Source organism: Rhodococcus sp. DN22, from assembly GCF_036669995.1.
GTDB lineage: Bacteria > Actinomycetota > Actinomycetes > Mycobacteriales > Mycobacteriaceae > Rhodococcus_F > Rhodococcus_F erythropolis.
Genome location: NZ_CP133326.1, coordinates 2,842,299 through 2,868,140, shown reverse-complemented (window position 1 = coordinate 2,868,140; position 25,842 = coordinate 2,842,299). Strand labels below are relative to the sequence as shown.

The 25,842-nt window shown below is 63.6% G+C and carries 24 protein-coding genes; 9 read left to right on the top strand and 15 right to left on the bottom strand.

The features are described from left to right. Positions 1-51 precede the first annotated feature (51 nt). The gene (locus RA302_RS13210; RefSeq protein WP_243617217.1) at positions 52-1,725 is read right to left on the bottom strand and encodes a putative PEP-binding protein; all 1,674 of its coding nucleotides are present in this window, start codon (positions 1,723-1,725) and stop codon (positions 52-54) included. Positions 1,726-1,916: 191 nt separating this feature from the next. Here RA302_RS13210 and RA302_RS13205 point away from each other — a divergent pair, with 191 nt between their 5' ends. The 4 genes from RA302_RS13205 to RA302_RS13190 all read left to right on the top strand — a co-directional run bounded on the left by RA302_RS13205 (position 1,917) and on the right by RA302_RS13190 (position 6,119). Next, positions 1,917-2,684 (top strand): DeoR/GlpR family DNA-binding transcription regulator, encoded by a 768-nt coding sequence (locus tag RA302_RS13205; RefSeq protein WP_020907535.1) that lies wholly within the window; start codon positions 1,917-1,919, stop codon positions 2,682-2,684. Then, entirely contained in the window at positions 2,681-3,676 is a 996-nt protein-coding gene (locus RA302_RS13200) for a 1-phosphofructokinase family hexose kinase (protein WP_020907534.1), read from the top strand. The genes RA302_RS13205 and RA302_RS13200 overlap by 4 nt, the downstream gene beginning before the upstream one ends. A gap of 18 nt (positions 3,677-3,694) precedes the next feature. Beyond that, positions 3,695-5,764, top strand: coding sequence for a fructose-specific PTS transporter subunit EIIC (locus RA302_RS13195; RefSeq protein ID WP_020969479.1), 2,070 nt, complete (start codon positions 3,695-3,697; stop codon positions 5,762-5,764). Positions 5,765-5,861: 97 nt separating this feature from the next. After that, positions 5,862-6,119: an HPr family phosphocarrier protein gene (locus tag RA302_RS13190; RefSeq protein ID WP_003942144.1), complete on the top strand. Its 258-nt coding sequence runs from the start codon at positions 5,862-5,864 to the stop codon at positions 6,117-6,119. A 39-nt stretch (positions 6,120-6,158) separates the two neighbouring features. Here RA302_RS13190 and RA302_RS13185 read toward each other — a convergent pair whose 3' ends face one another. From RA302_RS13185 to RA302_RS13155, 7 genes are all read right to left on the bottom strand, one after another. Then, a complete protein-coding gene (locus RA302_RS13185) occupies positions 6,159-7,484 on the bottom strand; it encodes an alpha/beta hydrolase-fold protein (protein WP_243617216.1) in 1,326 nt (441 codons plus the stop codon). Between the two features lie 55 nt (positions 7,485-7,539). After that, on the bottom strand, positions 7,540-8,547 hold the full coding sequence (locus RA302_RS13180; protein ID WP_243617215.1) for a hypothetical protein: 1,008 nt from the start codon (positions 8,545-8,547) through the stop codon (positions 7,540-7,542). Further along, positions 8,540-10,015, bottom strand: coding sequence for a GTPase HflX (hflX, locus tag RA302_RS13175; protein WP_003942213.1), 1,476 nt, complete (start codon positions 10,013-10,015; stop codon positions 8,540-8,542). Before hflX ends, RA302_RS13180 begins: the two co-directional genes overlap by 8 nt. Before the next feature lie 115 nt (positions 10,016-10,130). Beyond that, the gene (gene dapF / locus RA302_RS13170; RefSeq protein WP_243617214.1) at positions 10,131-11,000 is read right to left on the bottom strand and encodes a diaminopimelate epimerase; all 870 of its coding nucleotides are present in this window, start codon (positions 10,998-11,000) and stop codon (positions 10,131-10,133) included. 32 nt (positions 11,001-11,032) lie between these two features. Further along, complete coding sequence (locus RA302_RS13165) at positions 11,033-11,704, bottom strand: class F sortase (protein ID WP_070797206.1); 672 nt, start codon at positions 11,702-11,704, stop codon at positions 11,033-11,035. Between the two features lie 85 nt (positions 11,705-11,789). Next, the gene (gene miaA / locus RA302_RS13160) at positions 11,790-12,725 is read right to left on the bottom strand and encodes a tRNA (adenosine(37)-N6)-dimethylallyltransferase MiaA (RefSeq protein WP_243617213.1); all 936 of its coding nucleotides are present in this window, start codon (positions 12,723-12,725) and stop codon (positions 11,790-11,792) included. Continuing rightward, positions 12,713-13,474 carry a class III extradiol dioxygenase subunit B-like domain-containing protein gene (locus RA302_RS13155; RefSeq protein WP_243617212.1) on the bottom strand — a complete coding sequence of 254 codons (762 nt, stop codon included), beginning with the start codon at positions 13,472-13,474 and terminating at the stop codon, positions 12,713-12,715. The genes miaA and RA302_RS13155 overlap by 13 nt, the downstream gene beginning before the upstream one ends. A gap of 139 nt (positions 13,475-13,613) precedes the next feature. Between RA302_RS13155 and RA302_RS13150 the strand changes: the two genes are divergently transcribed. Next, positions 13,614-14,999 carry a DUF349 domain-containing protein gene (locus tag RA302_RS13150; RefSeq protein ID WP_019748202.1) on the top strand — a complete coding sequence of 462 codons (1,386 nt, stop codon included), beginning with the start codon at positions 13,614-13,616 and terminating at the stop codon, positions 14,997-14,999. A gap of 92 nt (positions 15,000-15,091) precedes the next feature. Here the strand turns inward: RA302_RS13150 and RA302_RS13145 are convergent, their stop codons facing one another. Together RA302_RS13145 and miaB are read right to left on the bottom strand one after the other, a co-directional pair. After that, positions 15,092-15,682, bottom strand: a complete 591-nt coding sequence (locus RA302_RS13145; RefSeq protein WP_243617211.1) for a hypothetical protein — start codon at positions 15,680-15,682, stop codon at positions 15,092-15,094. Then, positions 15,679-17,226, bottom strand: coding sequence for a tRNA (N6-isopentenyl adenosine(37)-C2)-methylthiotransferase MiaB (miaB, locus tag RA302_RS13140; RefSeq protein WP_020907524.1), 1,548 nt, complete (start codon positions 17,224-17,226; stop codon positions 15,679-15,681). The genes RA302_RS13145 and miaB overlap by 4 nt, the downstream gene beginning before the upstream one ends. Positions 17,227-17,457: 231 nt before the next feature. Between miaB and gluA the strand changes: the two genes are divergently transcribed. From gluA to RA302_RS13120, 4 genes are all read left to right on the top strand, one after another. Further along, on the top strand, positions 17,458-18,186 hold the full coding sequence (gluA, locus tag RA302_RS13135; protein WP_007735175.1) for a glutamate ABC transporter ATP-binding protein GluA: 729 nt from the start codon (positions 17,458-17,460) through the stop codon (positions 18,184-18,186). A gap of 126 nt (positions 18,187-18,312) precedes the next feature. Further along, positions 18,313-19,149, top strand: coding sequence for a glutamate ABC transporter substrate-binding protein (locus tag RA302_RS13130; protein WP_020907523.1), 837 nt, complete (start codon positions 18,313-18,315; stop codon positions 19,147-19,149). Between the two features lie 99 nt (positions 19,150-19,248). Next, complete coding sequence (locus tag RA302_RS13125; RefSeq protein WP_019748198.1) at positions 19,249-19,929, top strand: amino acid ABC transporter permease; 681 nt, start codon at positions 19,249-19,251, stop codon at positions 19,927-19,929. After that, positions 19,926-20,822 carry an amino acid ABC transporter permease gene (locus tag RA302_RS13120; RefSeq protein WP_007735172.1) on the top strand — a complete coding sequence of 299 codons (897 nt, stop codon included), beginning with the start codon at positions 19,926-19,928 and terminating at the stop codon, positions 20,820-20,822. Before RA302_RS13125 ends, RA302_RS13120 begins: the two co-directional genes overlap by 4 nt. Before the next feature lie 115 nt (positions 20,823-20,937). Here the strand turns inward: RA302_RS13120 and recX are convergent, their stop codons facing one another. The 5 genes from recX to RA302_RS13095 form a co-directional block, all read right to left on the bottom strand. Then, complete coding sequence (recX, locus tag RA302_RS13115; protein WP_099697704.1) at positions 20,938-21,516, bottom strand: recombination regulator RecX; 579 nt, start codon at positions 21,514-21,516, stop codon at positions 20,938-20,940. A gap of 8 nt (positions 21,517-21,524) precedes the next feature. Beyond that, positions 21,525-22,562, bottom strand: coding sequence for a recombinase RecA (gene recA, locus RA302_RS13110; RefSeq protein ID WP_007735170.1), 1,038 nt, complete (start codon positions 22,560-22,562; stop codon positions 21,525-21,527). A 305-nt stretch (positions 22,563-22,867) separates the two neighbouring features. Beyond that, positions 22,868-23,062, bottom strand: a complete 195-nt coding sequence (locus tag RA302_RS13105; RefSeq protein ID WP_003942185.1) for a DUF3046 domain-containing protein — start codon at positions 23,060-23,062, stop codon at positions 22,868-22,870. 52 nt (positions 23,063-23,114) lie between these two features. Beyond that, a complete protein-coding gene (locus RA302_RS13100) occupies positions 23,115-24,278 on the bottom strand; it encodes a nucleotide disphospho-sugar-binding domain-containing protein (protein WP_070797202.1) in 1,164 nt (387 codons plus the stop codon). Between the two features lie 12 nt (positions 24,279-24,290). After that, positions 24,291-25,841 (bottom strand): glycerol-3-phosphate dehydrogenase/oxidase, encoded by a 1,551-nt coding sequence (locus tag RA302_RS13095; RefSeq protein WP_060938478.1) that lies wholly within the window; start codon positions 25,839-25,841, stop codon positions 24,291-24,293. Position 25,842 lies beyond the last annotated feature (1 nt).

Below are 25,842 nucleotides of genomic sequence, written 5' to 3'. Positions count from 1 at the left end.
AAATACTAGAGGTCAGGCGCTCGGTCTCCGACCGAGACCGACCAAACCAGTTCAGCTGATTGCGTCGGCCGCCGCTTTGCGCGCTGCCACCGGATCACCGGTTGCCAGCACCGCCGCCGCAGCCGCCTCACATTGCGCCATGGTGACGGACCCGACCTTCGCTCCCACACCCGCGACCGACGCCGCAGCGCACGACAGCGACGAAACGCCGAGACCGGCAAGCACGCAGGCCAACAGCGGATCGGCGGCCGCCTCACCGCAGACGCCGACGCGCTTGCCTGCCGCCTGACCGGCCTGGGCCGTACGTGCGACAAGGGCGAGCACCGCGGGCTGCCACGGATCGGTCAGGTCGGCGAGTTCGGAGGACATCCGATCAGCGGCCATCGTGTACTGAGCGAGGTCGTTGGTACCGATCGAGAGGAATTCGACGTGTTCGAGAATCTGGTCGGCCAACAGCGCCGCCGCCGGGATCTCCACCATCACACCGGGAACAAGATCGCGTGCCCGCACCGCATCGGCAAAACGTTTCGCCTCGGCCGGGGTGGCGATCATCGGTGCCATGACCCACGGGGACGAGTTGGTCGACGCCGCGGCTGCCGCGATCGCGTCGAGCTGGCGGTCGAGAATTCCCATGTCCTGCCAGGCGATTCGGACCCCACGAACGCCGAGTGCCGGATTCGCTTCCTCTTGATGGTTGGCGAATTTGAGCGGCTTGTCCGAACCCGCGTCCAACGTGCGAATGATGACCTTCTTTCCTGCGAAGGCCTCGAGAACCTCGGCGTAGATCGCCGCCTGCTCGTCTACGGTCGGTTCGGTCTCACGGCCGAGGAAGCAGAGTTCGGTCCGGAAGAGCCCGATGCCCCCCGCAGCAGTCGACGCCGCGGCGCGAGCGCCCGCGCCGTCTTGAACGTTGGCGAGAACGTCTACCGGCCGGCCGTCCGCCGTCTGGCCCGGTCCGGTCCAGGTGCTGACGCGTTCGCGATCGATCCGGGATTGTTCGACCAGTTCACGCGCGTGCCCGGGATCCGGCTCCGCGATCACGTCGCCGGTTGTTCCGTCGATCAGAATCGGTATTCCTGCCGAGATGGATTCCAATTCCTTCGCGGCGACGATGCACGGGATGCCCAACTGCCTCGCGATGATTGCCGTATGGCTGGTCGGGCCGCCGTAAATGGTCACGAGTCCGATGATCTTGGATGCATCGAGGCCCGCGGTGTCTGCAGGAGCCAGATCGTCCGCGCACAGCACCGACGGTGTCTCGGGCATCGGAACTCCAGGTTCGGGTAATCCGGAGAGTTCGGCGATCACGCGATCGCGGATGTCCTCGAGGTCGGTGACGCGCTCGGCCATCAAACCGCCGACCTTGGTGAACAGCACCACGAACTGCTCCGTCGCCGCGATCGCAGCCTGCACCGGGGGCACTCCGCCGGCGATCGACTTCTTGGCCGCCCCGATCCAGCCACGATCAGCTGCCATCGCCGCGTTGGCCTGCAAAACCTCTGCGGCCGCGCCGGTAGCTTCGGCGGCCCGTCCGAGAAGGCGGTTCTCGACAGCCTTCGCCGCTGCGACGAAGGCGTCCACGGCGGCTTCTCGATCGGCCTCGTCGAGTGCCGGCGCATCGGTGACGAGTTCTGGTCGGCTGGACGGCCAGATCGCCGGGCCGTAGGCGATTCCAGACACCACGGGGGTGCCGTGCACGGTGATTCGGTTGAGCTGTTCGGTCATCTGTCCTCCTTGAGCGATGGGCCCGGTGTCACACCGGATCACCTCGAGCGCGTAAAGCCCTCACCTTCGTTGTGACGAAGATTACTCCCAAGTCTTGACATGTCAACACACTCGGGCGTAAAACAACATAAAGCAACATTCACTGTGATCCACAACGCACCGTCGGATCACACTTCGGAATCGGAGAGCACGTGTACGCGGAAGAACGCCAACAAGCGATCGGCACCATGGTGTCGCAGCGCGGACGCATGTCCGTGGCGGCTCTGTCGGAGACCTTCGGTGTGACCACCGAGACCGTGCGTCGCGATCTGGCCTTCCTCGAGCGGATCGGACAGATCAGGCGTGTACACGGCGGCGCCGTTCCCACCGGATCCCTCCACGTCACCGAACCGGGCATGGCGGAACGCGATCAGACCCGCGCGCAACAGAAGGACCGGATCGCCCGCTGCGCGGTCACCTACCTCCCTCCCACCGGCGGCAGCGTGATCTTCGACGCGGGCACGACCACGGGCCGCATGATCCCCGAACTGCCGACCGAGAACGACTTCACAGCCGTCACCAATTCCGTCCCGATCGGCGCACGCCTGGCATCGATGAACTCGATTTCCCTGATACTGCTCGGCGGTCGAGTACGCGGGGTGACTCAAGCCGTGGTCGGCGAGGACGCCCTACGACTGCTGAGCACGTTGCGAGTCGACGTCGCCTTCATCGGAACGAACGCGATCAGCGTCGGGCACGGACTCTCCACTCCGGACAGCGAAGAGGCCGCCGTCAAACGAGCAATGGTCAAAGCCGCCAATCACGTTGTGGTGGTGGCCGATTCCACCAAAGTCGGCCGCGAGCACTTGATCAGCTTCGCCCCGCTCGACAGCATCGACGTCCTCATCACCGACGAAGAGATCAGTCCCTCAGACACATCCGAGTTCCACGACCACGGAATCGAGGTGGTGATCGCATGATCGTCACACTGACAGCCAACCCGAGTATCGATCGGACCGTGCAACTCGAGCAACGGCTCGAACGAGGCTCCGTCCTACGTGCCCACTCCACTCGCAGCGACCCCGGCGGCAAGGGGGTCAACGTCGCGCGTGTTCTCGCCGCCGCCGACCTCGACGTTCTCGCGGTTCTACCGGGAAACGGTGGTGACCCTCTGCTCTCGGCGCTGGCAGCCGGTGGGATTCCCCACATCGGTGTCGCCACAACGGGTCTGGCTCGCACCAACATCACCATTGCGGAACCGGACGGGACAACGACGAAGATCAACGAACCCGGCGCAACGCTGTCCGGTTCGACGCTCGACGCCCTGGCACAGGAGTTGATTGTCCGCGCCGATACCGCACTGTGGTTCGCGCTGTCCGGCTCACTGCCCCCCGGCGTTCCGCTCGGGTGGTACGGCGAACTTGTCGCGGCGCTGCGCGATCACCCGTGCAAGGTTGCGGTCGACACCTCGGACGCCCCGCTGACGGCACTCGCCGAAGCGTTCCCCGGCTCGGCACCCGACCTGCTCAAACCCAACGGCGAGGAACTCGCACAACTGACCGGCGTCGACGGCCACGTCCTCGAACGTGCTGCCGAGAACGGTGATCCCGGGCCTGCAATCACGGCGGCGCAGCGATTGGTCGACCGCGGCGTCGGCAGTGTGCTCGCCACGCTCGGCGCAGCAGGTGCTGTCCTCGTCACCGCCGACGGCGCGTGGATCGCCACTGCTCCCCCGATTGTCGCAGTCAGTACCGTCGGCGCAGGCGATTCTTCGCTGGCCGGCTACATCCTCGCCGAAGCGGGAGGCGGCTCGGAATCCGAGCGGTTACGTCACGCGGTCGCCTACGGAAGCGCCGCTGCCTCCCTTCCCGGCACAACTCTTCCCACGCCCGAACAGATCGATCTGGCAGCGGTTTCGGTATCTGCAGCCGATGCCTCCTCTCCCATCCCCGTCCCCACCGAACTCGCCTGACGCCCTAAGGAACCTGACATGTCCGATACCAACGCAGCCGGCGGTTCCGGCCCCGAGATCATCAGTCCCGAACTGATCTCACTCGACACCGACCTGGGTACGACCAAGGAAGATGTCATTCGTTCTCTCGCAGCGCGACTGACTGCAGCGGGACGAGCGAGCGACGCCGCGGGGCTGGTCGATGCCGCACTCGCTCGCGAAGCGCAGTCCGCGACCGGACTGCCGGGCGGAATCGCCATTCCCCACTGCCGCGCCGAGGCCGTCTCGTCCGCGTCCCTGGGATTTGCTCGACTGGATCCGAAGGTCGATTTCGGTGCACCCGACGGCCCCGCCGATCTGGTGTTCCTGATCGCGGCACCCGAAGGCGCCGGAGCCGAGCACATGAAGCTGCTCTCGTCCTTGGCCCGAGCGCTCGTCCGACCCGCGTTTGTCACGTCGCTTCGTGAGGCGTCGACGCCGAACGAGATCGTGAGACTGGTCGACGAGGTACTCAATCCCGCGCCGAAGGATGCACCAGCAAAAGCTGCGGCAGCCACACCCACTCCTCCTGTTTCCACCGGGAAACACGCCACCGAGGAGGCCCCGGCTCCAACGCCCGCGGAGCGTCACATCGTCGCGGTCACCGCGTGCCCGACCGGAATCGCTCATACCTACATGGCTGCGGACTCGCTCGTCGCCGCGGGTGAACGCGCCGGGGTCAAGGTTCACGTCGAAACGCAGGGCTCGAGCGGAAGCACCCCGCTTGACCCTTCGGTCATCGCCGGAGCCGCCGCGGTTATCTTCGCCACCGACGTCGGAGTGAAGGGCCGCGACCGGTTCGCCGGCAAACCCGTTGTCGCTTCCGGTGTGAAGCGGGCGATCAACGAGCCGGACAAGATGCTTGCAGAAGCGTTGCGCGCCTCCGAGAATCCCGCCGCCGCCACCGTGGACGGCACCGCCGCCGCGGCTGCGGATTCCGATGCCGGTTCCGTAGGGTTCGGCACCCACCTCCGTCAGGTCCTCCTGACCGGTGTCAGCTACATGATCCCGTTCGTCGCGGCCGGCGGTCTGCTGATCGCACTCGGCTTCCTGCTCGGCGGATACGAGATCTCCGGTCCTGCCAAGGACATCGTTCTCAACAACTCGATCACCAACCTTCCCGACGGTGGTCTGGCCACCTATCTCGGCGCAGTGCTGTTCCAGATCGGTTCGTTGGCATTCAGCTTCCTGGTGCCCGCGTTGGCCGGCTACATCGCCTTCGCTATCGCCGACCGGCCTGGCATCGCTCCCGGCTTCACAGCCGGCGCGGTCGCCGTGTTTGTCGGTGCCGGATTCATCGGCGGCCTGGTCGGTGGTCTCATCGCCGGTGTCGTCGCGCTCTACATCGGCCGGATCGCCGTCCCGCAGTGGCTGCGGGGCCTGATGCCGGTGGTGATCATTCCGCTGTTCGCGACGCTGGTTGTCGGAGCACTGATGTTCATCGTCCTCGGTCGTCCGCTCGCCGCGATCACCTCCGGTCTCACCGACTGGCTCAACGGACTGTCCGGCAGTTCGGCCATCTTCCTCGGCATCATTCTCGGCCTGATGATGTGCTTCGACCTCGGCGGACCGGTCAACAAGGCGGCTTACGCCTTCGCTGTAGCCGGACTCAACGTCAACGACCCGGCCACTTTGCGCATCATGGCGGCAGTCATGGCTGCCGGTATGGTTCCGCCGCTGGCCATGGCACTTGCCTCGACGGTGCTGCGTCCCAAGCTCTTCAGCGAAGCCGAACGTGAGAACGGAAAGGCTGCCTGGTTGCTGGGCTCGGCATTCATCTCCGAGGGCGCGATTCCGTTCGCCGCTGCCGACCCGCTTCGCGTGATCCCCTCGATGATGGCGGGCGGCGCCGTCACCGGTGCACTGATCATGGCTTTCGACGTCACTCTCAGCGCCCCGCACGGCGGGATCTTCGTCTTCTTCGCAGTCGGCGGAATCGGCTGGTTCCTGGTCTCGCTCGCCGCGGGAACCGTGGTAGCTGCGCTCGCCGTCGTCGGAGCCAAGGAGTTCTTCCGCAAGGGGCCGTCCGATGCCGAACTCGACCCCGAAATCGTGCCCGCTGCGGCATGATCGACAGCAGGCAACACTGCAGTCACCACCTGAGTCACCAGATCTGCCCGAACACCCCATAACGTCCGCAACGACAGTTCTACAACGAGGAGATCCCATGCCCAGCAAGACAGTTGCCGTCGGTTCCGCAGTCGGCCTCCACGCCCGCCCCGCCGCTCTCATCGCCGAAGCAGTCGGAGCCTCCGGCGCCACGGTCACCCTCGCAGTCGCCGACGGCGAACCCGTGGATGCAGGTTCGGCACTGATGATCATGACGCTCGGAGCCGCCAAGGACACCGAAGTCACCATCGAGTCCGACGACGCCGACGCACTCGCCAAGGTCGCCGAACTGGTAGCCGCTGATCTCGACGCCTGACCTGATGTCAGTCGGTGCTGTGTAGCGGGCCGGACACTCTCACGGAGTCAGTGCGAGTGTCCGGCCCAGCCAGTCCATTTCGAGTTCCAGAGCAGTGCCCCACACATCACCCGAGTGCCCGCCGGGAAGGGTGTAGTAGTCCACGTTCATGTCGGCGGCGCGCGCAGCCTCGAACATGATCTCCTGCTGAGGGCGGTAGATGTCGTCGTCTTCACCCGCGACAAATACACCAGACAACTGCGGATACCGATTCTGCGCCATCAGGTCTCGGGCGTTGACCGCGTCGAAAGCGTCTTCGTCGCCGTTGAACATCGCAGCCACAGTGTCCTCGTGGTCACCGGTCGACGGTTCGTCCTGGCCGGAGAAGTCCAGGAACGACGGGTATCGGTCCGGGAAGTTCACGGCCATTTCGATCGCGCATGTCCCGCCGTACGAAAACCCACCGATAGCCCATTGCGCAGCGTCCGGATTCACTTGAAGGTTCGATTCGATCCAGTTCGGGACGTCCTGGTCCAGATACGTCGCGACGTTGCCGAGCGCCGAATCCATGCAGCCGGGGTTGGCGTCGTAGTCCCCCAACGCGTCGGGCACCACCACCACGGGAGCAAGCCCGGCATGCCTCGATGCATAGGCGTCGACGGTGGTCGCGAGACGGCCACTGTCCAGCCAGTCACTTGGGCTGCCGGGCTCACCCGCCACCAACACCAGGACGGGCAACTCCGCACGTGGATCGGCAAGATAGGCCGGCGGGAGATACAACGTCGCCGGCCTCGCGTCGAAACCCGAGATGTTTCCCGGAATCGACGCTTCCGTCACGACGCCGTTGCTCGGCATCCGCACCGGAACCTCCCAATGAGTTTCGGTGGGAAGTCCCCGCTGTAGCCGAGGTTCGGCCCCGGGGAGCGAATCGAAAGCAACGTGCTCGACCGAGCCGACCGGCCAGTGCCCGACCAGTGATCCGAGCGTGGGGTAAGTGCCGGTCTGGGCATTGACCTGACCCACCGCGACGATCGCGGCCAGACCGGCCAACACCGTCACGGAAAGGCCGCGGGCCAGTCCTGGACGCCGAAGGAGGACAAGCGCCGCGCCGATGACTCCGAATATCGCCAACGCTATCCACACAAAACTCGACAGGGGTAGCTGCGCGGGCAACGGTCGATAACTGAGCCACACGAACATCGCGCCGCCGGCGGACCCGACCACTGACAAGCCCAGTGCGACAAGCACGGCCCGACGCGGCAACCAACGAAGCAAAAGCAGCGTGCCGACGCCGACGAGGACGGAACCAACGAGCAGCGCTGCGGTGATGTGTCCGTGCTCGAGTGACATACGCGAGAGCCGCGTCAGGAGTTGATGCCCGTGCATTCGTTCCAGTATCCACATCTACCGGCAGTCTGCGAATTCGTGGAATTGGTGGGAATCAGCGGCGTCGTCGAGATCTCACGAACGCCGCGCCCCCGAGCGCGCATCCTGCCGCGACCAATCCGGCCCACACGAACGTCCATGGATCGACCCCGACGCCGACCGAACCGGCAGACGAGTCAGCCGTCGATTCGGTCGCTTCCACGAGCGCGCGCATCACGTGAACCGGCGGCAAAGCTCCACCCGCAGATTCCGATCCGATCAGAACATCGCCCGCGTCGTTGAATGCCACGGCCTCGCCCTGAGGCTCCGTCGGGAGCGGGATCCGCAGGGGTTCGGTATCGGTGAGCGTCGCGCCGATTCCGCCGTCCACGACCTCGTACAGGTACAGATCGGAGTAACTCCGAAGCGCGATCGCCGAACCGTCCGACGACACCGCTCCCCCGGTGAACATCACCGACACGGACTTCTCCGGTCCGAGAGATACGGCTCCGACGCGCTCGAGCGGCGTCGGGCCGGGTTGCGCCAAGTCACTCAGTTTCTGATCCCCGACGGGTGTGTAGACACTGCTGGAGCCGAACAATTCCTTGGTCACGACAAACACATGGCCATCAGGGTCGAGCAGAATCGATTCGGTGTCGTGCGCGCCGTCCGGGTACGTGAGGCGGTGCAACGTACCGTCACCGGAATCGAGGTCCATCGTGACGAACGCCACCGTGTCGCGGGTTCGGAGGTTGTCGCCGGTATCCGACAGAACGAGCGTTCGACCACTCACCGCAAGATCTTCGACGTCGTATGGATCGATCGGAACCGGAATCTGTTTCTGGACAACACAGTTCAGGTCCATTTCGAATACGAAGTCGTCACTGCCGCCGTCACCCATCGCGTAGATCCGATCGTCGACGACGACCATCCCCGACAACTCCTGGAGCGCAGGATCGGTAGGTGTACAGAGTGGGGCGAACTCGCTCGGTTCGAACGACGACGCCTGTGCGAGCGCTCCGGGAAGCAGTGCGGTTGCCGTAGTCGCAGCAAGCACCGCAACCACGGCCCCGAAACTACGCACTAGGTGCGTACTCCACCAATGCCGAGGCCAACATCTGTGGCACGCGTGCGTGCACCCGCGTTCCCGCCTCTTCGTGAGTCGATTCCAAAATCGTTCCGTCCGAGTGGATTCGAGCCATCAGATCACCGCGCGTGTACGGCACCAGCACGTCGACCTCGACCTCCGGCCGAACCAGCACCTCGCTGAGATGTGCTCGTAGTTCAGCGATTCCTTCACCGGTCCGCGCCGAGACGAACACGGCACCAGGCAACAGACCACGTAGTTGCGTCAAGGTAACCGGATCTGCCGCATCGATCTTGTTGACCACGATCAACTCCGGCGGAGCCTTCGAATCCGTCTCGCGCAGAACATCGGTGACGACTTCCCGCACAGCCTTGATCTGTTCTGTCGGCAACGGATCCGAACCGTCGACGACATGCAGAAGCAGATCCGCGTCGGTCACTTCCTCGAGAGTCGAACGGAATGCCTCGACCAACTGAGTCGGAAGGTGTCGCACGAAGCCGACCGTGTCGGTGAGTACGTACTCGCGGCCGTCGTCGAGTGCAGCGCGGCGAGTTGTCGGGTCCAAGGTGGCGAACAACGCGTTCTCCACGAGCACACCGGATCCGGTGAGCGAATTGAGCAGACTCGATTTGCCCGCGTTCGTGTATCCGACGATGGCGATCGACGGGATGTCACTCTGCAGTCGACGTGTGCGCTTGGTGTCGCGGGCGGCCTTCATGCCCTTGATCTCGCGGCGCAGTTTTGCCATGCGCTCACGAATACGGCGACGGTCCGTCTCGATTTTCGTCTCACCGGGACCACGCAGGCCCACACCGCCGTTACTGCCGGCACGGCCACCGGCCTGGCGCGACATCGACTCGCCCCAACCACGCAGACGCGGGAGCATGTATTCCATCTGAGCGAAAGCCACCTGGGCTTTACCCTCACGAGACGTGGCGTGCTGAGCAAAGATGTCGAGAATCAGAGCCGTCCGGTCGATGACCTTGACCTTGACGATCTTCTCCAGCGCCGTGAGCTGCGCCGGCGTCAGCTCACCGTCGCAGACGACGGTGTCGGCGCCGGTCGCCAGGACTACTTCGCGCAGTTCCTGAGCCTTGCCGGAACCGATGTAGGTGGCAGCGTCGGGTTTGTCGCGGCGCTGAACCAGTCCTTCGAGGACCTCGGAGCCGGCTGTCTCTGCCAGTGCGGCCAGCTCGGTCATGCTCGCCTCGGCCTGCTCGGCAGTTCCCTGCGTCCAGACGCCGACCAGGACAACTCTTTCGAGTCGAAGCTGGCGGTACTCGACTTCGGTGACGTCCTCGAGCTCGGTCGACAGACCGGCCACGCGGCGCAGAGCGCCGCGATCTGCGAGTTGCATCTCACCGGTCGACGGGTTGCCCGATGCGGACGCTGCCGTGTATTCGGCTTGCGCGTACTCGGACTGCTCGTGAGCGGTGGACTCTTCGTTTTCATGTGTGTTCGTCATACAAGATCCATGGTCCCACGAAACCTGGCCACGGTGCATCCGTATTTCCTGCAGGCGTATTTCCCGCGGGCGATATCACACGAGTTTCCTGCAGGCGTATTTCCCGCGGGCGATATCACACGAGCGATTGCCACCAGGCATCGCTGATCGTCCCGTTCGCCACCAGAACCGAGGGCCCCCGCAACGACCCTTCGCCGCCTTCGACGGTGACCTGCACTTCGCCGCCGCGCACGCGCACCAGCACCGAGCCTTCGTCTCGGCCGTCGAACTTCAGCGCCGCGGCCGCAGCTGCGACCGTTCCGGTTCCGCAGGAACGAGTCTCGCCCACACCACGCTCGTGTACGCGCATGTGGACCCCACCGTCGTGGATCGGCGTCACGATCTCGATGTTGACCCCGTGCGGGAAGAACCCCGGATCGAAGCCCGGAGAAACACTCAAATCGAGCGCACTCAAAACTTCTGCCGTCACGTGCTCGTCGACACACGCCAAATGCGGATTACCGACGTCGATGCCGACGCCGGCGAAGACGCGGCCGTCGATTGTTGCCGAACTGGTGCCGAGGTCCTTGATCGGGCCCATCGCCACGGTCACGTCACCATGTGTGGCGTCGTAGCCGTGCACCACGACCGGACGCGCTCCGGCACGACTGCCGACCACGAACTCGTCCTTGCTCTCCAAGCCCGAGGCCTTGAGATAGTGGGCGAATACGCGAACTCCGTTTCCGCACATCTCCGCGATGGAGCCGTCGCTGTTGCGGTAGTCCATGAACCAGTCTTCGGCAGCGACGCCGTCGGGCAGCGCACCGAGCACGCCCGCGTCCGCAAGTGCGCCTGCCCGGGCGACACGAAGGATGCCGTCGGCGCCGAGGCCACGCTGACGATCACACAACGCTGAAACTCGCGCCGGCTCGAGATCGACCCGAACGTCGAGGTCAGGGAGAACAACGAAGTCGTTCTGCGTGCCGTGGCCCTTACTGAAATCCATGGTCGCCATCCTATCCGGACCTACCGACCGACTCACGCAGGTGACGCGGTGACCACCACGTTCTGTTCGTACGTGAATCCAGACGGCAACGAGGGGTCGGGCACGGTTGCGCCGCCGCAGGTCACGAGGACCAGCCTGGGCGCACCCGTTTCGGAAAAGAACTCGGCCGGCAAAGCCACCTTTTCGTACAGCTTCAGGCTCGCTGCGTGATAGGTGAACATCGTTCCGGTGTCGTCGCTCACGTAGATCGGTGTTCCGGGCTTCATCTGGTGCAGCGCCCACAAGGCGCCGTGCGTGCGATCCCCGTCGTCGACGTGGCCGGCAACAAGATTGGTGCCCTCCGAAGATCCGAACTGCACACCGTTGGTGAAATGCGAAACCTTGTCAGGATGCGGAAGGATCATTCCGCGGTTGGCGCCGAACCCACTGGTCACGATGTCGGCTCGCACATCGAGATCGGGAATCGCGAGCGTGTTCGGCGGCAGATCCGTTGGCGCAGGCGCCCAACTCGCCCCTGGATCGGTTGGGGCTCCCACGTCGAAGGGTGCTTCGGGAACAGGTGCGCTGATGGGCTTCCCGGCCGCACTCACCGCAAAATAGACGAGCACCCCGCCGACCGCGAGAAATGTGACGAGCAGTAGGAGAAGCGGCAGCCGACCCGCGCGTCGGCCTCTCGGTCGCGCGTGTGCCCCGGTCTGCGCCATGTTCGTTGTCCTCCAGTCCGTCGATCGCGAAACGAATGAATCGCGAAAAGAGCTAACTGTAAGATAGCTGATCGGCACGATCGTGTTACAGGCCGCGATCTGCAAGGGCAGCGAAGGCCGAGCGAGCCAGCTCCGGATCGGCACCGTCGAGCCAGTGCACGCGTGCGTCACGACGGAACCATGATCGTTGGCGGCGAACGTAGCGCCGCGTCCCGATGAACGTCCGTTCGAGTGCCTCGGCCAGATCGTATTCACCGTCGAAATGTGCGAGCACCTGTGCGTAGCCGATGGCTCGCGGCGCTGTGATGCCCTCACGCAATCCTTGCTCGACGAGTACGGCGACTTCGTCGACAAGTCCGCCTGAAAACATCAGTTCGGTTCGCAACCGAATCCGTGTGTCGAGTTCTTCCGTATCCCGATCCACGCCGAGAATGCGGGTTCCCCAACGAGGGTCACCGATCTGCGGAGCTGAGGCCGCGAACGGCAGACCTGTCAGCTCGACGACCTCGAGCGCCCGAACCATCCGCCGACCGTCCGTCGGCAGTATCGACGCCGCCGCTACCGGATCAGCAGCAACAAGCGCCGTATGCACCGCACCGACCCCACCGTCGGCCAGCACTGCCTCCCACTTCGCGCGAACTTCGGGATCCGTTGCCGGAAAGGACCATTCGTCGAGCAGAGACTGGACGTACATCATGGATCCGCCGACGATCACCGGAACCTTGCCCGCCGCGATCAGATTCTCGGCGATCGCGATCGCGTCGCTTTGATAACGCGCGACGGTGGCGGTCTCCTTCACGTCGAGAACGTCGAGCAGGTGATGCGGAATCCCGCGACGCTCGGCCGGCGTCAGTTTGGCGGTCCCGATATCCATGCCGCGATAGAGCTGCATCGCGTCGATGTTGATGATCTCACCGCCGAATTCTTCGGCCAGTGCCAACGCGAGATCGGACTTTCCCGATGCGGTCGGACCGACAACTGCGATCGGGCGAAGTTCTTCAGGGACGTTCACGGCCGCCACGTCCCGACGTGGTAAGCGACGCCGAACGGCGCGTCGCTGTAGTCGACCACCGAACGTGTCGTGGTTGACCGAGACGAGTCCATGAAGACACCGGCCAGGACCTGCCACGCCGCACGCCCCTGGGCTCCGACACTCCGGCAGAGCTGCGGATCGAGAGCAAGAAGCGCCTCCGGGTCACCGGCGGTCAGGGCATCGTCGATCGCTGATTGCACGCCCGCGGCGCGCTCGTCGAAGCTTCCGGGCGCCTTTGCCGTCAGCGTGGACGCACCGTCAGCCACGATCAGAAGCCCTTGCGGTCGGTTGTCGCTGTCGAGTTGCTTGCGCAGCTGCTGCCCGAATTCACGACATTCATTCACCGACGCCTTTGCACTGACGACGTGCATGTCGACGGTGATCTCCACGTCCGCTCGGGCACGCAGCCAGCCGGCAACAAGGGCGCACAGTTCGAGAGATGGCAGCGGTTCACCTGCCGCATCCGCGTCCAGGGACGTCCGGACATCGGCGCCGAATCCCGCGAAAGTACCGATCTGCCCACGTCCGACGCCCGATCGCCAGCGTTCGCCTGCTGCATTCTCGGGTTCTGCATTCTCGGGGCCGACACCGACGCCCACCCAGTGAACCGCCTCGTGAGAGAGCCGGCGCACGGCGGCTATCGCTGCAGCGCGCACCTGAGCGGACTCGGCCGAATCACCGGACAATTCCGGCACGAGTAACGGCGCCGAGGGGACGAGAACAGCGGAAGTCAACACAGTTGCCACGCTAGTCGACCCCGAGGTGGCGACCTCACACCCTCTTACCTGATTCAATAGTCGGAGAACGTGAGTACCGGGTTCAATGGAACCAGGAATGCGATCAGGCAGCCGTGACGCGCGGCAGAGACGAGGACCGATGACCGAGAACAGTGAACCCACCACCGGCGCCGACAGCAGTTCGGCCAGCCCGAGCCCGGCAGCACCCAAACCCGGTGCTCCCAAACCTGGTGGACCACGCCCCGGTGCGCCCCGCCCCGGAGCACCTCGCCCCGGCCCGGCAGCCTCGCATGCCGTCACCGCCGCGCCGGCCAGCGACCCGAGCAAGTTCGGCCGCGTCGAGGAAGACGGAACCGCCTGGGTGAAGACCGCTGACGGTGAACGCCAGATCGGTTCGTGGCAGGCCGGGGACGCCACCGAGGGCCTCGCCCATTTCGGTCGTCGCTACGACGACCTCGCGACCGAGGTCTCGCTACTCGAGGCTCGTCTGACGTCGGGCGCCGGAGACGCCAAGAAAACCAAGGCTGCCGCCATCGCTCTGTCCGAATCCCTCTCCACCGCTGCCGTGATCGGTGACCTCGACGCTTTGGCCCGCCGACTCGACGTGATCGTTGCCGGGTCCGACGAGGCCGCAGCGCACGCGAAGGAAGAGAAGGAACAGTCTCGCGCCGCGAGCACCGCCCGCAAGGAGGCCCTCGCAGTCGAGGCCGAACAGATCGGTTCGGAGTCGACCCAGTGGAAGACCGCGGGTGATCGACTGCGCGAGATTCTCGACGAGTGGAAGACGATTCGCGGAATCGACCGCAAGGTCGACGACGCACTGTGGAAGCGGTACTCCAAGGCTCGCGAGTCCTTCAACCGACGGCGTGGAGCGCATTTCGCCGAACTCGATCGTGATCGTGCGAGCGCACGTTCTACGAAGGAAGAACTGGTCGAGCGCGCCGAGAAGCTGTCTACCTCCACTGAATGGGGACAGACCGCTGGAGAATTCCGCGATCTGCTCAGCGAGTGGAAGGCTGCCGGCCGCGCACCGCGCGAGGCCGACGACAACCTGTGGAAGCGCTTCAAGGGCGCTCAGGACGTGTTCTTCGCCGCACGCAACGCTGCTGCATCCGAGCGCGACGCCGAATTCGAGCAGAACGCAGTCGCGAAGGAAGAGCTGCTCGCTGCGAACGCGAACATCGACCCGGCGCACGGACTCGAGAATGCTCGTGCAGCGCTGCGCGACCTGCAGGAGAAGTGGGACGCGATCGGCAAGGTGCCGCGCGACCGGATGCAGGAACTCGAAGCGAAGCTCCGGGCCATCGAAACCAAGGTGCGCGACGCCGTCGACGCCGAGTGGCGTCGTACCGATCCGGAAGCACTTGCCCGGGTCGCGCAGTTCAAGGAGCGGGTGAGCCAGTTCGAGGAGCAGGCCGCCAAGGCTCAGGCTGCCGGCAAGACGAAGGACGCCGAGAAGGCTCTCGCTCAGGCAAAGCAGTGGCGTGAGTGGGCCGAAGCAGCCGAGAGCGCTGTCAGCGAGTAGCAGACGACAAACGAGTACGACTACAACGCCGGCTGACTCCGAAAGGAGTCAGCCGGCGTTGTAGTGCGCTATTGGCTAAGAGAACTTCCGTGTCAGCCGACGTTCCATTCCTGATGCTTCTCGGCTTCAGCCGCAGCGATCCGGCGTTGCTCCTCGGCGGCGAGCTGAATGTTGGTTCGCGTCCAGACCACCTTGAGCCAATGGAACGTCAAGAACACGACGGCAAACCATCCGACGACCAGCCCGATCGACGGTCCTGCCACGTTGAATCCGGCGGGAATGGTCTGACGTGACCAGACGGCCATCATTCCCAGCGCACTCGCCACGGCACTACCGGCCAGCGCGACCCACGCCAGACTCCAGCGCCGCGTCACGAGCGCGAGCATCGAGAATCCGATGCCGAAGATGACAACGAACCACACGAACAAGCGTGAGAACAGTGCAATCCGTTCACTTTCGGCGTCCTGGTTGTACGCGAGCACATCCCAACCGTTCGCCACTCCCGCATGGGGCAGTGCAAGGGTGCCGACCAGCACGAGCACCGCAACCGCGACAACCATGGCGCGCGCACCCGGATCGATTTCTCCCGCGACCTTGCGTTCCGCGTCGTCGAGGTCCTTGCGGTAGCCCTCGAAGGCGTCGTCGCCCGGCTGAGGTGTCTTGTTCTCGTGTTGCGAGGTCATGCGTTGCATCCCATCTGGACGGGTTGTGGGGCTGGGGCACCGATCTTCGGTAGTCCGAGACCTACGCCGATGGGCGGGGTCTTGGGTGTGATGCCCTTTTCGAACGAATCACCGGCGCGGGTCCGACGGTGTGTGAGCACTCCGTCATCTGCCACGAGGTGATGGGGTGCTCCGTGGGTGACGACGACCGTCACCACGTCGCCGGGTCGGATTGTGCCGTCGAGGTTTCCCTCGGGTCGGAAATGCACCAGGCGGCCGTCTCGCGCGCGACCGCTGAGACGGTGAGTCGCTGCGTTCTTGCGGCCCTCACCCGCAGCCACCAGCAGTTCTACCTCGGTGCCGACGAGTTTGCGATTTTCCTCGATGTTCACTTCTTCCTGAACCGCGAGCAATCGCATGTAGCGTTCCTGGACAACCTCTTTGGGGAGTTGATCGGCCATCTCCGCCGCCGGCGTGCCCGGGCGCTTGGAGTACTGGAAGGTGTAGGCGTTGGAGAATCGCGCCTTACGCACGACGTCCAGCGTCTCCTGGAAATCCTCTTCCGTCTCCCCCGGGAACCCGACGATGATGTCCGTGGTGATGGCGGCGTGCGGCATTGCGGCGCGCACCTTCTCGATGATCCCGAGGTACTTCGACTTGCGGTATGAGCGCTTCATCGCCTTGAGAACCTTGTCCGAACCGGACTGCAACGGCATGTGCAGTTGCGGGCAGACGTTGGGAGTGGTTGCCATAGCTTCGATGACGTCATCGGTGAACTCTGCCGGGTGCGGCGATGTGAACCTGACCCGTTCGAGGCCGTCGATGTGTCCACATGCCTTCAAGAGGGAAGCGAAGGCTCCGCGATCGCGCGGTTGTTCCGGATCGGCGAACGACACGCCGTAGGCGTTGACGTTCTGTCCGAGCAGGGTCACTTCCGAGACACCCTCGTCGACGAGTGCCTGCACCTCGGCCAGAATGTCGCCGGGACGTCGATCCACTTCCTTGCCACGCAAAGCTGGAACGATGCAGAACGTGCACGTGTTGTTACAGCCCACCGAGATGGAAACCCAACCCGCGTAGGCGGATTCGCGCTTGGCGGGCAGTGTCGACGGAAATGCCTCCAGCGCGTCGAGGATTTCGACTTCGGCGCGCTGATTGTGGCGCGCACGGTCGAGCAGCGCGGGAAGCGAGCCGATGTTGTGAGTGCCGAAGACGACATCGACGAACGGCGCCTTCTTGACGACGGTGTCACGATCCTTCTGCGCCAGGCACCCACCGACCGCGATCTGCATGTCGGGGTTCGCCTCCTTGTTCGGGGCGAGCTGGCTGAGGTTGCCGTACAACTTGTTGTCCGCGTTCTCGCGGACCGCACACGTATTGAAGACGACAAGATCAGGATCGGTTCCGGTCTCCGCCTTCGAATACCCGGCGTCCTCGAGCAGACCGGACAGTCGCTCGGAATCGTGGACGTTCATCTGACAGCCGTACGTCCGCACCTCGTAGGTGCGAACAGGCGTAGCAGTTGCCTCCGGAACTGCAGTCGGCTCCGGAAGTGCAGGGGACATTTCGTCGATCAGTGACACGCTTCAGCCTAGCTCACGTCCACTACGACGTGTAATAACGCCCTGATAAACAGCCGAAACGCGACATAAACGTCGTCACAGTAAAATTTCCATTACATATGGCAAGAACCATGGCGAAATCACGGGCGTCGACGCAAACTACGCCTAAGGTTCTCGTTTATGACCCAAGCCGACGATGCGACGACGCCGACCACCTCCGGCGATTCCACATCCATGATTTCGATGACCTCGGTGAACAAACACTTCGGGGAACTTCACGTCCTGCAAGAGGTCAATCTCGAGGTACCCAAGGGCCAAGTGGTGATCGTCCTCGGTCCGTCGGGCTCCGGTAAGTCGACTCTGTGCCGCACCATCAATCGCCTCGAACCCATCGACTCCGGCACCATCGCCGTCGACGGAAAGACGCTCCCCGAAGAGGGCAAAGCACTTGCCGCACTTCGTGCCGACGTCGGGATGGTCTTTCAGTCTTTCAACCTGTTCGCGCACAAGACGATCCTCGAGAACGTCATGCTCGCACCGATGAAGGTCCGCAAGGCAAAAAAGGACGAAGCCAAGAAGACCGCGCAGGCGTTGCTCGAACGTGTCGGTATCGCCAATCAGGCCGACAAGTACCCGGCGCAGCTTTCCGGCGGTCAGCAACAGCGTGTCGCCATTGCTCGCGCTCTTGCGATGCAGCCGAAGGTGATGTTGTTCGACGAGCCCACCTCCGCTCTCGACCCCGAGATGGTCAACGAAGTCCTCGACGTCATGACCTCCCTCGCGAAGGAAGGCATGACCATGCTCGTGGTCACGCACGAGATGGGCTTCGCGCGCAAAGCCGGCGATCGTGTGCTGTTCATGGCTGACGGCCAGGTCGTCGAAGACACCACGCCCGAAGAGTTCTTCACCCATCCCAAGTCGGATCGGGCCAAGGACTTCCTCGGCAAGATCCTCACGCACTGATTACAGTCTCCCCTCCGACAGTCCTGTCCTCGTCCACAAGACAACTTGCTCGACTGCACCGTTCACCTCGGCTGCACCGTTCATCTCGACTGCACTGTTCGTGTGTCGACAACTGAGAGGATCTTCATGAAGATCAATCGTTCCGTCCGTTTCGGAATCGGAATCATGGCCATTGCGTTCGCTGCCACGGCCTGTGGCGGCGGCGAGGAGAACAAGTCGATCACCGAGAGCGCTTCCGACGGCACTCTCACCGTCGGCATCAAGTTCGATCAGCCCGGCCTCGGTCAGCGCAACCCTGACGGCACCTTCTCCGGCTTCGACGTCGAGGTAGCCCGTTACATCGCAAACGAACTCGGCGTGAAGCCCGAAGGCATCACCTTCAAGGAATCTCCGTCAGCCCAGCGCGAGACCCTGATCCAGAACGGCGAGGTCGACTACATCGTCGCGACATACTCGATCACCGACACGCGCAAGGAAAAGGTCAGCTTCGGCGGCCCGTACTTCATCGCAGGCCAGTCGCTGCTCGTTCGCTCCGACAACACCGACATCACCGGCCCCGATTCCCTGACCGGCGGCAAGAAGCTCTGCTCGGTGTCGGGTTCGACTCCGGCGCAGAACATCCAGGACAACTACGCAAAGGACGTCCAGCTCCAGCCGCTCGACACCTACTCCGCTTGTGTCGAGGCTCTGCGCAACGGCGCTGTCGACGCTGTCACCACCGACGACATCATCCTCGCCGGCTACGCCGCCCAGTACCCGGGCGAGCTGAAGGTCGTCGGAGAACCGTTCACGACCGAAAAGTACGGTGTCGGCCTGGCCAAGGACGATTCCGAGGGTCGCGGCAAGATCAACGATGCCATCGAGAAGATGATCTCCACCGGCGCGTGGGAAGAAGCCTTCAACAACACCGTTGGTGCTTCGGGCTACCCCATCCCGGCCCCGCCCACCGTTGATCGTTACTGACCTGCTTTTTTCACCGTCAATCGCGCTGCGGCTCCCCACTTCGGGAGCCGCAGCGCGTGACGCCACCAACGGAGATCCCGTGATCTGGGGAGACGGCAAGTGAACCTTCTGAGCAAGTACGGCGACCAGATTCTGGAAGCCTTCTGGACCACGATCCAGCTGACGTTCTTCTCCGCGATCGGCGCCGTCATCATCGGTGTCCTGATCGCGGCCATGCGCGTGTCACCGGTTCCGGTCGCCCGATTCCTGGGTACCGCGTACGTGACCGTGTTCCGCAACACCCCCCTGACACTGATTCTGCTGTTCTGTCTGTTCGGTCTGTCGCAGACGCTCGGAGTCAATCTCGCCAAGTCGGACTCACCGACGTTCTTGACAGACAACAACTTCCGACTCGCAGTACTCGGCCTCAGTGTCTATACCGCCGCGTTCGTGTGTGAGTCACTTCGATCGGGAATCAATACCGTTCCGGTCGGCCAGGCCGAAGCGGGCCGATCACTCGGTCTGTCGTTCGCACAAAATCTTCGGCTGATCGTCCTGCCTCAGGCATTTCGCGCGGTCACAGCACCGCTGGGTAGCGTGCTGATCGCACTGACCAAGAACTCGACCATCGCCGCGGTGATCGGCGTATCCGAAGCGTCAGCGCTGATGAAGAAGATGATCGAAAACGAAGCGGCGATCTTCGTCGTCGGTGGAATCTTCGCTGTCGGTTTCGTGATCCTGACACTTCCCATGGGCTTGATCTTCGGCAAGCTGAGCAAGCGATTCGAGGTTTCACGATGAGCAACCGCGCAACAGTCCTCTACGACGCGCCCGGCCCCAGAGCGCGAAATCTCTACCGATTCGCATCCCTTGTCGTCGCTGCACTCATGGTCGCAATCGGTTACGTCATCTACCGCGCACTCGACGAAAAGGGCCAGCTGACAGCAGCGAAGTGGGATCCGTTCCTCGAATCCACGTCGTGGACAACGTATCTGATACCCGGCATCCGGGGAACGCTGATCGCGGCTGCGATGTCCATCGTCTTCGCGCTCATCCTCGGTTCTGCCCTGGGTATCGGCCGACTCTCCGAGCACAACATCATTCGGAAGATTTGCGGCGTCATCGTCGAATTGTTCCGAGCAGTACCGGTTCTGATTCTGATGATCTTCTCGTATCAGGTGTTCGCCGAATACGAGGTCTTCAAGTCCAAGTACCTCGCACTCGCGGCAGTCGTCGTGGGTCTGACTCTGTACAACGGGTCAGTGATCGCCGAGATCGTCCGTGCCGGAATCAACTCACTCCCACGAGGGCAAAGTGAGGCCGCCAAGGCACTGGGCATGCGCAAGACGCAGATCATGGTGACGATCCTGCTCCCCCAGGCGGTTACCGCCATGCTCCCGGCACTGATTTCACAGATGGTCGTGGCGTTGAAGGACTCCGCCCTCGGTTACCTGATCGGGTATGTCGAGCTGGTGCGTCAGGCCCAACAGCTCGGCACCTTCTACGGAAACTTCCTGCCGGCGCTCATCGTGGTCGCCGCGATTATGATCGCTCTCAACTCGGCTCTGACCTTCCTGGCAACCAAGGTGGAGAAGCGCCTGCGTTCCGGAAAGCGAAAGGGCAAGGGCCCCATCGCGGCTCCGTCCGCCGACCCAGCCGTTTCGGTTCCGGGCATGGACCTGACCAAGCCGTGAATCAGATGGAGCCGTGAGTCGAATCCGGCCGCGTTAGCGCGAATACACAACAGGGCGGGGGTACCACCGAATTTCGGTGGTACCCCCGCCCTGTTGTTCTGAATGCTGCACTTCGTTAGGAGTCGGTGACCGCCGCCATCTCGGCTTTGACCACCTCGTACGACATCCCAGCTGAATATCCCTTGCGTGCCAGCATCGAGACCAGTCGACGCGTGACCTTGTCACGATCATCGACGGGCTTGTTCTTCAGCTTCCGCCGAACCAGCTCCGCTGCTCGCTCGCGCTCATCTTCCGGATCGATCTGCGACAACGCTTCGGAAGCGACGTCCTGGTCGATTCCTTTGAGCCGCAACTCGACTGCAAGCGCACGCTTTCCCTTGCCCGAGTACGTATGCCGCGAATGAACCCATTGGTTCGCGAAGTCCGCGTCGTCGATCAACCCGATTTCCTGGAGTCGATCGAGGACCTTGGTAATGATCTCGGGTTCGAAGCCGCGTCCGCTCAGCTTGGTTTCCAGTTCGGAGCGGCTGCGCGCCCGGTCGGTCAGGAGGCGCAGGCAAGCATCTTTGGCCTGCGCCTCTGTCCCGCCTTCTGCGCGTTGCGACGGCTTCTCGGATCGTTGACGGGATCGACGCCGAGTAGCGCCGTACTCTTCACGAGCATTCTCGCCGTTGTCACCGTCGTCGAAGCTCATGACTGAACTCAGAAGTCGGCGGGAGCTTCGTCGGTTGCAGTGACGTCAGCACCGATACCGAGCTTTTCCTTGATCTTCTTCTCGATCTCGTCACGGATATCGGTGTTCTCCAGCAAGAACTTACGAGCATTTTCCTTGCCCTGACCCAACTGGTCACCTTCGTAGGTGTACCAGGAGCCGGACTTGCGGATGAACCCGTGCTCGACACCCATATCGATGAGCGAGCCTTCCTTGCTGATGCCCTGGCCGTAGAGAATATCGAACTCGGCCTGCTTGAACGGCGGCGCGACCTTGTTCTTGACGACCTTGACTCGAGTGCGGTTACCGACTGCGTCGGTACCGTCCTTGAGAGTTTCGATACGACGGATGTCGAGGCGGACCGAAGCGTAGAACTTCAGTGCCTTACCACCGGTGGTGGTTTCGGGAGAACCGAACATCACGCCGATCTTCTCGCGAAGCTGGTTGATGAAGATGACGGTGGTGCCCGAGTTGTTCATGGCACCGGTGATCTTGCGCAGTGCCTGGCTCATCAGTCGAGCCTGCAAACCGACGTGGCTGTCACCCATCTCGCCTTCGATCTCGGCGCGAGGAACAAGAGCGGCCACGGAGTCGATCACGACGATGTCGAGGGCGCCCGAACGGATCAGCATGTCGGTGATTTCGAGGGCCTGCTCACCCGTATCGGGCTGCGAAACCAGGAGTGCATCGGTGTCGACGCCCAGCTTGGCTGCATAGTCGGGATCGAGTGCGTGCTCCGCGTCGATGAACGCCGCGATGCCGCCGTTGGCCTGAGCATTGGCAACTGCGTGCAGTGCCACGGTGGTCTTACCCGAAGATTCCGGGCCGTAGATCTCGATGACGCGGCCACGCGGCAGTCCGCCGATACCCAGCGCGACGTCGAGCGCGATGGAACCGGTGGGAATGACGGCGATGGGCTGACGAACACCCTCGCCCAGGCGCATCACCGAACCCTTGCCGAAGTTCTTGTCGATCTGCGCCAACGCGAGGTCGAGTGCCTTGTCCCGATCAGGTGCCTGTGGTGCCATCGTGATCCCCATCCTTGTTTCAGTCTTCAGTGCCTGCCTGAGCAGACTCCGTCTCTTCAGCGCCTGCCTGAGCCGACCCTGTTGGTGTGTTGCGATCAGATTAGATCCGGCCACCGACAGACTTTTCGATCTTGCTTTCGCGCTTGTCGATCACTGTGCTTGTCGATCACTGTGCTTGTCGATAACCGTGCTTGTCGATAACCGAAAGTTCGCAGTTACGAAAGGAGCGTCACCACCGAACAGCTTCAGCATAGACGAACACGTGTTCGAACAGAAGATGGGAGGCGTTCGACACGCCGAAAAAATCAGCGGCGGGCGGGCGGTACGTCGAACTCCACACAGAGCGCACGCCACACTTCGCGAGGCTCCCAACCTGCTTCGACGGCCTCCGCAGCAGTCATTCCGTCGAGACTCTGGAGTACATGGTCGATCAGCATCGAGTCGCCTCGTACCTGCCCGAACTCTTCGCGCACCATTTCATGAAATTCGGTCAACCGCACAGCCGCCACCGTAGTCCACAGAGCGGTGCACCTGCATTCAGGCGCAACATGCTCACGCCGTCACACCGCCGTTGACCACCTGTCGGCACACCGCCACCGGATCGGTGACCTGCGACGCAGTCGCGGCAGCGGACATCGCAGCTTCCGCGAATCGTTTGTCGGAGAGCACCTGCAGTACGGCATCGCGAATCGAGCGGGCATCTGCGGGCCGCACGATCACCGACGTCCCTGCCCGCGCAGCGCGATTGGCCAACTCCCACTGGTCCCCACCCCCGGGAACGACGACCGTCGGCACGCCGGCCAGCAAGGCCTTCGCCAACATGCCGTGCCCGCCGCCGCACACCAACACCGACGCGTCACGCAGCATCGCGTCCTGGCGTCCGAGACCTGCACGAACCCAATCGGGATGCTCGCCTTCGGCTCCGTCGAGCATCGACGCGATCAGCCGCACACCGGCGCCGCCGAGTCCTTCGACCGTGCCCTCGAACATTCCCACTGCGCCGGTGTGCGCCGTGGAGGGCGCCACCATAACCAGCGGTTCGTCACCTGGCGGTGGATCCAGAATCACCTCGGTCGGCTCCCAGAGAAGCGGGCCGACGACGTGAGCGTGCTCCGGCCAGTCGGGACGCGGCACTTCCAGTGCCGGAAGTGTTGCGATCAGGCGAGCATGCGGGCCTGGATCCAGGGCGGGTAGCCCGATGCCGACACGGGCCTGCGAGCGCTGCGCCAACCCTTGCTTGATCGAACGTCCTGTTGCGGCGCGCATCAGGGTGTCGCGAAGTCGACCACGAATTCCGATGCCGGGCGCGAGCCCACTGCCGATCGGCGGTAACCCCCGCGACGGTGAGTACAGCGGGTGAGGCGAAAGTTCCACCCAGGGGATGCCGAGTCGTTCGGCGGCCAATCCGCCTCCGGCAGTGAGGATGTCGGAGACGACGAGATCCGGGGAGACGGATTTCAGGTCGGGAAGCAGTTCGGTGGAAATATAGGCGGCGCGCGAATGAATCCGAGCGCCTGCATCAAGATCGTCGTCTCCCGGCCGCGGGGCCAAGCCCTTGAGAGGCTCGGATTCCACGCCGGCCGCTCGCGCTGCCTCGACCCACCGGGTCCCCGTGTACAGAATCGGGTCGTCGCCGGCCTGGATCAACGCCAGCGACAACGCTATTGCGGGAAAAGCATGACCCGGGTCCGGCCCGGCAACAACGGCTACACGCACCGGATCAGAGTGTCACACCGAGTGAAAGGCCTGTTCCGCCGCACCCAGTGCGCGTTCGCGATCCGAAGCCACCAATCCGATTCTCGTCCTGCGATCAAGGACGTCGTCGACGTCGAGTGCGCCTTCATGCGATACCGCGAAATCGAACTCGGCGCCGCAGATCTCCAAGTCCGCAACCGATCGGAGTCGATCGCTGCTCGCCGCGGCCACGACCTCGGCCTCTGCGCCGTATCGCGCCACCAACGACGCCGGTGCCTTGATCTTTTTCAATTCCACCGGTGATGCAGCGCCTACCAGCGGCAACGCGCGTGTCCGACACGCCCCGGCGCTCAGCGATCCGACCTCGACCGCGGCGTCGACGGCGTCTTCGGCCATCTTGCGGTACGTCGTGAGTTTTCCGCCCACCACCGTGACCAAGCCCGAGTCCGAACGGACTACAGCGTGATTGCGCGAGAGGTCGGCCGTCGAGCCTTCACCGGTGTCCAGCAGCGGACGCAGACCCGCGAAGGTCCCCAAGACGTCCTCACGGGTCAGCGGAACTTCCAACGCCGTGTTCACGGTGTCGAGCAGGAAGTCGATCTCGTCCTCGGACGCCGTCGGTACGTCGGGCACCGGTCCCGGCGCTGCTTCGTCGGTCAACCCGAGGTAGATCCGGCCGAGCTGCGCGGGCAGCGCGAAGACGAAACGGTTGGTCTCGCCGGGAATCGGCACGGTCAGTGCTGCCGTGGGGTTCCCCAATCGCGCTGCATCGAGCACCAGGTGCGTCCCGCGGCTGGGGCGCAGGGTGATGCTGGAGTCGACCTGATCAGCCCAGACACCGGTCGCATTGACCACGACGCGGGCACGCATCAAGAACTCGGACCCGGTCAACTCGTCGCGCAAGGTGGCCGACGTTCCGGATACGTCGTATGCACCGACGCGGGTCAGGATTCGCGCGCCGTAGGACGCTGCGGTTCGGGCGATGCCGACGACGAGCCGGGCGTCGTCGATGAGCTGCCCGTCGAACGCGGTCAAGGCGCCTCGTAGGTTCTCCTGCTTGACCGCGGGAGCCAATTCGCGCGCCCGCGCAGCGCTGACCGTCCGTGATCTGGGTAAAACCGAAGCCGGGGTTCGCGCCGACATGCGCAGAGCGTCACCGGCCAGGAAACCGGTACGCACCAGGGCCTTCCCGAAGAACGACGTTTCGGGCAACAGCGGTACGAGTTGAGGCATGGCGCGAACGAGGTGCGGCGCGGTGCGCGTCATGAGAATGCCGCGCTCGACCGCACTTTCACGCGCTATACCGACATTGCCGGAAGCCAGGTACCGAAGGCCGCCGTGTGCCAGTTTCGAACTCCAGCGGCTGGTGCCGAACGCGAGGTCGTGCTTTTCGACCAGCGCAACACTGAGCCCACGAGTCACGGCGTCGAGAGCGACACCGACACCGGTGATTCCGCCGCCGATGACCAGGACGTCAACCGAATCGCCGTTCGCCAACTGCTCGAGCTCACGAGTACGCCGGTGTGCATTGAGAGCTGAATCGCCGCCTGCTGAATCACTGCCTGCTGAATCTCGAGGGTCCACA

Excerpts from the sequence above, each read along its gene's own strand:
- RA302_RS13130 (WP_020907523.1), top strand. The coding sequence starts at position 18,313 with ATGAAGATCAATCGTTCCGTCCGTTTCGGAATCGGAATCATGGCCATT.
- RA302_RS13195 (WP_020969479.1), top strand. The coding sequence starts at position 3,695 with ATGTCCGATACCAACGCAGCCGGCGGTTCCGGCCCCGAGATCATCAGT.
- RA302_RS13200 (WP_020907534.1), top strand. The coding sequence starts at position 2,681 with ATGATCGTCACACTGACAGCCAACCCGAGTATCGATCGGACCGTGCAA.
- RA302_RS13185 (WP_243617216.1), bottom strand. The coding sequence starts at position 7,484 with ATGCACGGGCATCAACTCCTGACGCGGCTCTCGCGTATGTCACTCGAG.
- hflX (WP_003942213.1), bottom strand. The coding sequence starts at position 10,015 with ATGACGAACACACATGAAAACGAAGAGTCCACCGCTCACGAGCAGTCC.
- dapF (WP_243617214.1), bottom strand. The coding sequence starts at position 11,000 with ATGGATTTCAGTAAGGGCCACGGCACGCAGAACGACTTCGTTGTTCTC.
- miaB (WP_020907524.1), bottom strand. The coding sequence starts at position 17,226 with ATGTCCCCTGCACTTCCGGAGCCGACTGCAGTTCCGGAGGCAACTGCT.
- RA302_RS13165 (WP_070797206.1), bottom strand. The coding sequence starts at position 11,704 with ATGGCGCAGACCGGGGCACACGCGCGACCGAGAGGCCGACGCGCGGGT.
- RA302_RS13120 (WP_007735172.1), top strand. The coding sequence starts at position 19,926 with ATGAGCAACCGCGCAACAGTCCTCTACGACGCGCCCGGCCCCAGAGCG.
- RA302_RS13150 (WP_019748202.1), top strand. The coding sequence starts at position 13,614 with ATGACCGAGAACAGTGAACCCACCACCGGCGCCGACAGCAGTTCGGCC.
- RA302_RS13145 (WP_243617211.1), bottom strand. The coding sequence starts at position 15,682 with ATGACCTCGCAACACGAGAACAAGACACCTCAGCCGGGCGACGACGCC.
- gluA (WP_007735175.1), top strand. The coding sequence starts at position 17,458 with ATGATTTCGATGACCTCGGTGAACAAACACTTCGGGGAACTTCACGTC.
- recX (WP_099697704.1), bottom strand. The coding sequence starts at position 21,516 with ATGAGCTTCGACGACGGTGACAACGGCGAGAATGCTCGTGAAGAGTAC.
- RA302_RS13210 (WP_243617217.1), bottom strand. The coding sequence starts at position 1,725 with ATGACCGAACAGCTCAACCGAATCACCGTGCACGGCACCCCCGTGGTG.
- RA302_RS13190 (WP_003942144.1), top strand. The coding sequence starts at position 5,862 with ATGCCCAGCAAGACAGTTGCCGTCGGTTCCGCAGTCGGCCTCCACGCC.
- recA (WP_007735170.1), bottom strand. The coding sequence starts at position 22,562 with ATGGCACCACAGGCACCTGATCGGGACAAGGCACTCGACCTCGCGTTG.